Annotated in this window: 8 protein-coding genes; 1 reads left to right on the plus strand and 7 read right to left on the minus strand. The window is 48.2% G+C overall.

The annotated features are described in order from the left end of the window. From CLOSYM_RS19360 to CLOSYM_RS19390, 7 genes are all read right to left on the minus strand, one after another. On the minus strand, nucleotides 1–753 hold a 753-nt coding region (locus CLOSYM_RS19360), incomplete at its 3' end, for a SpoIIE family protein phosphatase (RefSeq protein WP_021643467.1). A 3-nt stretch (nucleotides 754–756) separates the two neighbouring features. After that, the gene (locus CLOSYM_RS19365) at nucleotides 757–2,556 is read right to left on the minus strand and encodes a [Fe-Fe] hydrogenase large subunit C-terminal domain-containing protein (protein ID WP_009298485.1); all 1,800 of its coding nucleotides are present in this window, start codon (nucleotides 2,554–2,556) and stop codon (nucleotides 757–759) included. A gap of 64 nt (nucleotides 2,557–2,620) precedes the next feature. Beyond that, a complete protein-coding gene (locus CLOSYM_RS19370) occupies nucleotides 2,621–3,187 on the minus strand; it encodes a hypothetical protein (RefSeq protein ID WP_003498487.1) in 567 nt (188 codons plus the stop codon). After that, complete coding sequence (locus CLOSYM_RS19375; RefSeq protein WP_021643468.1) at nucleotides 3,188–4,078, minus strand: hypothetical protein; 891 nt, start codon at nucleotides 4,076–4,078, stop codon at nucleotides 3,188–3,190. A gap of 245 nt (nucleotides 4,079–4,323) precedes the next feature. After that, nucleotides 4,324–4,815, minus strand: a complete 492-nt coding sequence (locus tag CLOSYM_RS19380; RefSeq protein ID WP_003498491.1) for a CarD family transcriptional regulator — start codon at nucleotides 4,813–4,815, stop codon at nucleotides 4,324–4,326. 172 nt (nucleotides 4,816–4,987) lie between these two features. Then, nucleotides 4,988–5,215, minus strand: a complete 228-nt coding sequence (locus CLOSYM_RS19385) for a hypothetical protein (RefSeq protein ID WP_044902949.1) — start codon at nucleotides 5,213–5,215, stop codon at nucleotides 4,988–4,990. Nucleotides 5,216–5,299: 84 nt separating this feature from the next. Beyond that, the gene (locus CLOSYM_RS19390; RefSeq protein ID WP_003498493.1) at nucleotides 5,300–7,396 is read right to left on the minus strand and encodes an elongation factor G; all 2,097 of its coding nucleotides are present in this window, start codon (nucleotides 7,394–7,396) and stop codon (nucleotides 5,300–5,302) included. A 508-nt stretch (nucleotides 7,397–7,904) separates the two neighbouring features. Between CLOSYM_RS19390 and aroF the strand changes: the two genes are divergently transcribed. Continuing rightward, the gene (gene aroF / locus CLOSYM_RS19395) at nucleotides 7,905–8,918 is read left to right on the plus strand and encodes a 3-deoxy-7-phosphoheptulonate synthase (protein ID WP_003498495.1); all 1,014 of its coding nucleotides are present in this window, start codon (nucleotides 7,905–7,907) and stop codon (nucleotides 8,916–8,918) included. Nucleotides 8,919–9,013 lie beyond the last annotated feature (95 nt).

Below are 9,013 nucleotides of genomic sequence, written 5' to 3' on the forward strand. Positions count from 1 at the left end.
TACTGCATTTTCATCGGCCATAAAGTCTGTTACCATACCCTCATCATCCTCCTGGCACTGGGCAGGCCCGGTCATCAGATTGACCAGTTTTTTCTCCCCAATCCGCAGCACGGCCACCGTCGTGTCATCCCCGGGCCGGTACTGGTAGAGATCGTCGCATGCCTGGCTGATCGCGGCGGCCAGATGCATGGCCGATATTGTCTTTTTATACTCTCTCTGCGCGTATTTTGCCACACTGTCCCAGTTCCACCCGAAATTGAGCAGCTCTCCGACTCCCGCATTGATGGCGCCATCGCTAATCAGGACAAAAGCATCCCCCAGCTTCACCTTAAAATGGTACTCATTGATGCGCCTGTTGTCGATCATGCGGAACTGTTCCGGTATCTTCATAATTTCGCCGTCCCGGATAAAAATACAGCCCGGATTGTCAAACTCCACCAGATAGGCGGTCCCGTCATCATAGACCTGAAGGATGCTGAAGGTCGCGTACGCCATCTGCCTGACGCGGCAGACAGGGAGGGTTTCCGCAATCGTCTCAACGCATTCCTCCAGAGGAATGCCCCTTAAAAACATTGTTCCCAGGATTTTGGAAGTCATCGTCGCCAGGATATTGGCTTTCACGCCGCTTCCCATCCCGTCGGCCAGAATCAGAATGTGGGAATTATCCGTGTGCAGAATCTCCACCTTGTCACCGCACAGCTCTTCTTCATTCTTATTCAGGCTCTTATATGCCATATCGGCTTTAATTTCCATCTTCTATCTCCTGCCTTCAGCTTCGGAACCCGGTTCCGCAGAAGCAGTCCCGCGCCTTCTCTTTCCACTTCCCGTCCCCTGCTCTTTTTCGCCTTCTTCCAGAAGCGAATCGCAAAGGTCCAGCAGTGTGATCTTCGTCTCGGCCGCCGTCTCTCCTAGAAGTCCCGCAATCTCCTGGGCGACCGTCATCTGTTTGCGGATTACCTCATGGGCCAGCTCCACTGTGTTCAGCTTCTTTTCGTAATACTTCCTGGCCTGGCTTTCCTGTTCCGTGATATCGATAATTGTCGCCAGAACTACATCCTTCTTTTCCACATATACAATATTTATCAGAGCCGACAGGTTATACTCCGGATAAGATACCTTTTTTCCCCTGATACTCTGATGCGTCGCATAGACCCACTGGAAATCTTCTGTATCGATAAACTCAAACAGGTACATCTGGATCGCTTCGGCCCTGGACTTGCCAAAATATTTTTCACCGACTGCGGAGTACTCTAAAATCTTCATATCCCCGTCCACAATCATCACAAGATTCGGCGAAGTATCCATCACAAGATTTGCCAGAGACTCCGCTCTGTCATGCATATAGGGAATACACATGTTAATCTCCGCCTTTTTCTGGAAGACTGCCACCGCTTTTTCCCGGCAGGTGGAATAACCGCAGGCTCCACAGTTAAGCTCCTCCTCCGGCGTCCTTTTTCCCGTCTTTGCCAGTATCTCCCGGATTTGCTCCTCCGTAGGCATTAAATCATTCGTTGAGTGATCGGAGTATTGCTTGCCAAGCCCCACTCCCTCGCTCATTTTCTGAAGCTTTACCCTGTCGGCAGGCTCCCTTGAAACCTTTTCCTCCATATCGATCTTTACCCGGAATCTGGATACGGTTCTGTCGAGCGGAGCCGAACCGTTGATACAGGCGCCTGTACACATGTTCATTTCTATAAAGCTGCCGCTTATCTCACCGGCCATCAGGCTGTCGCAGAATTCAATACAATTTTTCGTTCCGTGGATATGAAGCTTCCTGTATCCGTCCTTCTGTTCCTTTGTGGATAAAACGGAGTGAATGATGCCTCCGGTGACGGGATATAACTGGTTCACCTGCGGCTCCAGGCGCTCAAACGGAACATCTCCGCAGTCTTCTATCGAGATCCGCTCGGACTCCATCCACTTCCTGATATCATTAAAATTCAGCACCGCATCGATGCTGTCAAAGTTCCTGGGATCCGTGGACTCTTTCTTCTTGGCAATACAGGGACCTACAAATACGACCTTCACATCTTCCCCGTATTCCTTCTTGAGCATCCTCCCATGAGCCACCATAGGGGATACGACCGGCGCCATGTATGGGACCAGCCGGGGATAGTATATTTCAATCAAGTCATTGACGCTCGGGCAGCAGGTTGTGATAATATTCTCCATCTTCCCGTCTTCTAAAAGCTTTGCATATTCCGCCGTAACGGCCGCCGCTCCCTCAGCCGTCTCCCTGACATCGAAGAATCCCAGCTTTCTGAACGCCTCATGGATCTGGCCAATGGTCCCCTCCTGCAAAAAGCCCATATAAGCCGGGGCCAGTGACACCACTACCCGGTGCCCCTGCCTGATATAATATTTCACCGTATCGAGATCGCTGGCCATCGTCTTGGCCGACTGCGGACAGACATGAAGGCAGTGGCCGCAGAGAACGCACTTGTCCTCTATGACCTCTGCCCTTCCGTCTTTGATCATAACTGCCTTTACATCGCAGTAACGAACACACTTATAGCAGTGCATGCATTTGCTTTCCTTAAAATCAATGATCCTCATCTGCTGTAACCTCCGTATGAGTCTGAAATAGTCACATAAATTTCTATACTGCCTACTGACTCTATTATCTCATATCAGAAGAGTTTATCAAAGGACTTTTTTCCTCCAAAGGCTCCGATGCCTCATATTTTCTGTCACTGTATGCAGCGGTCAGCACCATCACGCGGCATATCAGGATAATTACGGAACTGAAAATCTGCCAGCCGGCTGAACCCACGAAAAGGCTGGCCCAGTATCCGATGAGCGCCAGTCCCATTACAACGGCATACCCCCTCTTCAGTCCCGCCAGAGAAGGTTTTCTTCCCGCATAAACTTCCATCAGTACAAAACATACTATATATTCAAGCACACAGGGAAGCACCTCCCATACCTCCGAATCGGGCAGAATGTCAATAATTGAAGTAAATACAATAATGCCGGACAGCAGAACAAGAGCCGCTGCCAGAGCATGATAAAATTTCATTTGTCTTTGGGTCAGCGGAAATGACGCTCCCCCCTTTTCCAGATCATAAATTCCGAAATACAAAATTGCGAAGCCAAAACAGGCCGGAAGCAATACAAGCCCGAACAGATCGATATGAAGGGACGCAATCAGCAGTCCCCAAAATATCTTTTTGCTTCTGCTATTCATTTAAAACACTCCCCTCTGGTTCAGATATTTCCACATATTAATAAAATTACCTCCTGCCGGCTGAAGCACGGAATGGACAAAAAGAAGCGTCTGCCGCGCCTTTCCCTCCAGTTCCAGAATCATGATGGTTGAAATCAGTCCCGACGGATCGTCGAAACGGCTATCCCCGTCCCACCGGCTGTCCATTTTAAATACATCGCCCTTCTCAAACCTCATAAGCTCCTTATTTCCCAAATCCGGCCCCGGCGCCAGCTCTATTCCATTTAATCTCATATGAAAGGAACCGGATGTGCACTCCGGAGTCAGTACCTCTTTCACCTTCAGTGCGGCGTCGCTTTTCATCCGCACCACCATCTCGCTCTTTCCTTCTGAGCCGGATGAAACCGATACCACCTCAGCAACGGTGTTTACCCGGGAATCCGGCTCAAAGATCAGATTGCCCAGTTCTGTGACGGCACTGCTCCCGTCCGTATAATACACGTTCCCTTCCGTCACCACTCTGTAGTTTTCAAGCGGCTCCCCGGACGGCACAAACAGCTTTCCTCCCAGCGTGTGCAAAAGATACTGCCCCTTTGATTCTATCGTCTCTGTAAATTCCTTCAGGGATGCCTCATCCCCTGCGTTATTCCCTGCCGGCTGGAGCTGCGAAAAATCAATGTGCTGTACCAGCCTGTCATCTCCTCTTCCCGTAATATAATAAAATGTAACGTCTGCATACCACCCCGGTTTTGCTTCACTGTCATCAAATATTGCCGTTACCGCCGTATTCTGCTGCACAAAAACCGGCTCAGCCAGCCTGTACCTGTATCTAAAACAAATCCCGAAAATGAGGCACAGCAGTACGATCAATACGCTCGCCTTCAATATCATCCTGTCTGTTATCCTATGCATATCATCCTTTTTCCTTTACTCATCTTCCCGCCGGTTCTCTTTAAGATAACCTCTGCTTTTGCCTTATTATACAATAGAAACATTTTCCAATCTTTGCAATTTTCTTACAATTCCCTGTATTTCAGCAAACGATGAGGACGTTAAAAAGCGGCAGAAAAGAGACAGCGGGATACTTTAATCCGCTCCCGCTGTCTCCTTCCTGCCGCTTTTCCGATGCCTGCGCACCGAATCTGCTGTATATTAAATTATGTCCGGCTTCCTGCCTCCAGCATATTTTTCACCTCACTGGTCTCAACGCCAAGGGCCACCGCCATCTCTTCCTCAAATGTCTTTTCTACCAGCAGCATCATCTGCGCATCCTTCGACGGGAGCTTCTTGCCTTCTCTCCCTCTGCTTTCTTTCCTCTGATACAGTTCTTTTGCAATTCTGACCAGATTCAAATAATCCTGGGAATAGTAAGCCGTCTTATATTCCTGGGCGCGCTGCTTCTCATCTTTAATCTGAAGGGGTTCAATATCCCTGATTCTTCCCGCAAGTGAGACTGCTTCTTTTCTCGAAAGCACCGGCCGAAGGGTTCCCTCCGTCTTTTCAATAGGGACATAGATCTTTTCTGCCTTATCTCTTACTGGCGTGAGAATAAAATACATTCTCTTTGTACCTGTCAAATTCATCTCGGCCATGTCCTCCACCATACAGACCTTGCCGCTCCAATGAACCATGTAATCGCCTTTATTCATGTTATCCCTCCTGAATTCTGAACAAACTGCCAATGTTTACGCTCTAGCACTCTCTGCGAGTTTTTCACCGCCAATCAATATAAAACGATGAAAGGTTACGTTTCGCGAACCCCTCACCGCTCTATTGAATACGGGAAAATTTGCTTTTTCCGCTTCTGTAATTCCGGCATACTTATACCACACTATATAAATCATACCACATTTTTAAGTGTTTTGTAAGCATTATTTTAATTTTCGTCATTTTGCGCATAAAATACCAGAATAAGGTGGCATCACCGACAAAAGTCACTACACTTTGTTGGACATCACCGCGTTTTGTCTGAAATTTCAACCAATCACGCCCGCAGGCAGTGAATGACGTACCTGAAAATATTTCACTGCTAAAAAGTAACTGCTGCAAAGATATCTCTTTGCAGCAGCCCTGTCTTTCTACTCATATCCCTATATTTACTGTTTAAAAAACATCGGAAATCTCAAAATTCTATCAGTCTCTCTCGGCTTCGGCGGCTCTCGCTTCCACTTCCTTCTTCTGTACATCTCCCGGAGCCTGCTCATAGCGGCTGAACTCGTAGGAGTAGACGCCGATTCCGCCTGTCATGGAACGGAGATCCGTATTGTATCCAAACAGCTCCGACATCGGAATATCCGCTTCGATAATCTGTTTGCCATGGTGATCGGAATTCATACCGAGAACGCGTCCTCTTCTCCTGTTCAGATCTCCCATTACATCGCCGGTAAATTTATCCGGAACGACTACCTTTAAAGAAGCAATCGGCTCCAGAAGAACCGGGTTCGCATCCATGAATGCCTTCTTGAATGCCAGAGTAGCCGCCATCTTAAACGCCATCTCCGAAGAATCCACCGGATGGTAAGAACCGTCCACCAGAACAGCCTTTAAACCTACCACAGGATAACCTGCAAGCGGTCCCTTCAGGACACATTCCTGGATTCCCTTCTCAACGGCCGGAAAGTAGTTTCTCGGAACAGCTCCGCCAAATACCCTCTCTTCGAATACATATGGCTTCTCTAAGTCTCCCGATGGTTCAAACTCCATCTTGACATCGCCGTACTGGCCGTGTCCGCCTGACTGTTTCTTATATTTACCCTGAGCCTCCACTTTCTTCCTGAGAGTCTCACGGAATGCAAATTTCGGTTTGCTGAGAACGATATCCACTTTATATCTGGCAAGCAGTTTGCTTACAACGATATCGAGCTGCTGATCGCCGATGCCGTAGAGCAGGCTCTGGCGGTTCTCCACGTCACTGACGGTCTTCAGCGTCAGATCTTCCTCCATCAGTCTGGCAAGCGCGCTGGAAATCTTATCCTCGTCGCCTTTTGTCTTGGCTGAATAAGCCATATATGTATACGGTGTGGAAATTTTCGGTTTGTGATAAACGATCGGGGCCGTGCGGACTGCGATTGTATCACCGGTCTGTGTCACGGACAGTTTGCCTACCGCACCGATATCTCCTGCCTTTAACTCAGGCACTTCGATAACATCCTTGCCTCTTAACAGGTAAATCTTCTGAACCTTCTCCTCCGCGTCTTTATTAACGTTATAAATCACGCTGTCCGGTTTTAATGTGCCGGTACAAATCTTCATCAGTGAATATTTACCGATGAACGGATCGGCAATGGTCTTAAATACCCTGGCCGAAAGTGAAACATCGTCATTATATTTTGCCGTAAAACGCTCGCCTGTGGAAACATCCACGCCGACGCATTCAAATTTGTCAGGCGACGGGAAATACTTGTCAATAGCCTGGAGCAGATGGCTGAAGCCCTGTGCATTGATACCGGAGCCCATCTGTACCGGTACGATATTGCCTTCCGTAACATGCTCTCTGAGAGCGGCGGAAATCTCTTCCTGAGTAAACTCTTCGCCTGAGAAATAGCGTTCCATATATTCCTCGCTCGTCTCGGCAACCGCCTCGATCAGCGCGTCTCTGACAATACCCAGATTCTTTTTTGTGTATTCAGGAATCTCGCATTCCTCGTAATCACTCAGATTTGTGAATCTTCTGCCCTTCATCTTAACGACATTGACAAAACCTACGAACTTTTCATTCTCACGGATCGGAACCTGGAACGGAGCGATCTTTCTTCCGAAGCGCTTCTCCAGCTTCAGAATCAGCTCACGGAAGCTGGCCTGATCATCGTCCATGTTTGTTACAAATATAATTCTCGGAAGATTGTACTCCTCGCAGAGTTCCCATGCCTTCTCCGTACCTACTTCAATTCCGGCCTTGCAGTTCACGACAATAATCGCAGCATCAGCTACGCTGACCGCTTCTTCAACCTCTCCGACAAAATCAAAATAACCGGGAGTGTCTAAGAGGTTAATCTTAATCGGGCCGTCCTCTCCGTCATATTCCAGAGGAATCAGGGTTGTGGAAATAGAAAACTGTCTCTTGATTTCTTCTTTATCATAATCACTGATAGTGGAACCTTCCGGAACCTTACCCATTCTCTTAGTTACGCCTGTAACCAGGGCCAGAGCCTCCGCCACGGTTGTCTTTCCGGCGCCGCCATGACCTAATAAAACCACATTACGGATTTGTTTTGTCCCATACACGTTCATATAAAAATTCCTCCCGTAGATAAATTTTAGTCCATGTTGATATTGTACAAGAAAAGAGAGAAAATTTCAAGTAAAATTCACATTTTATACAAATTTTATGCCAATTTCGCACAAGAGAATTGAAAATCCCGGGGTTTTTCCGTATTTTAATCCTCCATTTATTTTCCCCACGTTAAACTGTTGCAGTTTAACGCAACAAATCGTTGACAACTTTTCCTTTCTGCACTACAATAGGCAATAATGTTAGTTGAGGATGAAGACAGTCAGCGGACGGGAACGTCCATGGTCCGGTGTTTTGCGAGGTCTTTTCGAGCCTAACACCGCTGCGCACTCCAAAAAGTGCGAACGGTCCCCGTAATAATTCATTCCGGCCGGATTCCCCACTCACGACAACCTAAACAGGGGACTGAAGACTCATATACACACTTCACCACACCGGACTATGGACGTTCCCGTCCGCGTCCTCCTTACTCATAATAATTATTAATCAAGAAAGCGGGATTAGAACATGATTGTCATAATGAAACCAAACGCTTCCGAAGAAGCGGTAAAAAGAGTAACCGGAATAATTGAATCGAAAGGGCTGACTGCTCATCTTTCCAAAGGCGACCAGGTGACCATCATCGGCGTTGTCGGCGATAAGACGAGGCTGTACGGTTCCAACATCGAGATCACGGACGGCGTTGACAAGGTTGTCTCGGTCACAGAGTCCTACAAACTGGCCAATAAGAAATTCCACCCCGAGCCGTCCGTAATCAAAGTGCAGAATACCGAGATTGGGCCAAAGACCTTAACCGTTATGGCCGGACCCTGCGCCATCGAAAGCAGCAGCCAGTTGATGGAGACGGCTTTTGCCGTAAAAAAATCCGGCGCAACCTTTCTGCGCGGGGGCGCTTACAAGCCGAGAACCTCCCCTTACTCCTTCCAGGGCCTTGAAACAGAGGGGCTTAAATATATGAAGGAAGCCAGAGAGGCAACCGGTCTTTCCGTTATCTGCGAAGTTACCAGCGGCCATGCAATCGAGTCCGCCGTACAGTATGTGGATATGCTCCAGATCGGAGCCAGGAATATGCAGAATTTCGAACTTTTAAAAGAAGCCGGAAAAACTTCCCTCCCCATCTTACTAAAACGCGGTTTATCTGCTACAATAGATGAATGGCTGAATGCCGCAGAATATATTATGTCTGAGGGAAATGAAAATGTGGTTCTCTGTGAGCGTGGGATCCGCACCTATGAGACATCTACCAGGAACACGCTGGATTTGAGCGCGGTTCCCGTATTGAGGCAGAGAACGCATCTTCCGATTATCGTGGATCCAAGCCATGCGACCGGCGTGAGGGCATACGTGGAGCCTTTATCCAAGGCCGCCATTGCCGCAGGCGCGGACGGACTGATGATTGAGACACATCCATGCCCTGAAAAAGCACTTTCCGACGGTCCCCAGTCCCTGACTTTCGATGAATTTGACGGACTGATGAACCGCCTCAGACCTTATGCCGGGCTTTCGGGCAGGACATTTTGATTAATGAATCGATGTAACGGTTCATATTTGTAACAGTTTATGCGGTCTGCACTGTTACTCATATTGATGGCGGTGACCTGTGCGCGGAGCGTGCA

Origin of the sequence: [Clostridium] symbiosum ATCC 14940, assembly GCF_000466485.1 — a bacterium.
Lineage (GTDB): Bacteria > Bacillota > Clostridia > Lachnospirales > Lachnospiraceae > Otoolea > Otoolea symbiosa.

Bases quoted from the DNA above. Each gene is read 5' to 3' on its own strand.
- CLOSYM_RS19380 (WP_003498491.1), bottom strand. From the start codon at position 4,815: ATGAATAAAGGCGATTACATGGTTCATTGGAGCGGCAAGGTCTGTATG.
- CLOSYM_RS19370 (WP_003498487.1), bottom strand. From the start codon at position 3,187: ATGAATAGCAGAAGCAAAAAGATATTTTGGGGACTGCTGATTGCGTCC.
- aroF (WP_003498495.1), top strand. From the start codon at position 7,905: ATGATTGTCATAATGAAACCAAACGCTTCCGAAGAAGCGGTAAAAAGA.
- CLOSYM_RS19390 (WP_003498493.1), bottom strand. From the start codon at position 7,396: ATGAACGTGTATGGGACAAAACAAATCCGTAATGTGGTTTTATTAGGT.
- CLOSYM_RS19365 (WP_009298485.1), bottom strand. From the start codon at position 2,556: ATGAGGATCATTGATTTTAAGGAAAGCAAATGCATGCACTGCTATAAG.
- CLOSYM_RS19375 (WP_021643468.1), bottom strand. From the start codon at position 4,078: ATGCATAGGATAACAGACAGGATGATATTGAAGGCGAGCGTATTGATC.